Here is a 209-nt window from a genome sequence, read left to right on the forward strand (position 1 = left end):
CCTTGTGCTCCAGTGATTCCTTGTGCTCCAGTTACTCCTTGCGCACCAGTAACTCCTTGAATTCCCTGTGCTCCAGTTACACCTTGTGCTCCAGTGATTCCTTGTATTCCCTGAGCTCCGGTTACACCTTGTGCTCCAGTAATTCCTTGAATTCCCTGTGCTCCAGTTATTCCTTGCGCTCCGGTTATTCCTTGTATTCCCTGCGCACC

At 50.7% G+C, this 209-nt stretch carries 1 pseudogene; it reads right to left on the bottom strand.

From position 1 onward, the window contains the following. Positions 1-209: pseudogene (locus tag Q0975_RS28470) on the bottom strand (hypothetical protein); the annotation flags it as partial.

The sequence above is a fragment of the uncultured Aquimarina sp. genome (assembly GCF_947500065.1).
Taxonomy (GTDB): domain Bacteria; phylum Bacteroidota; class Bacteroidia; order Flavobacteriales; family Flavobacteriaceae; genus Aquimarina.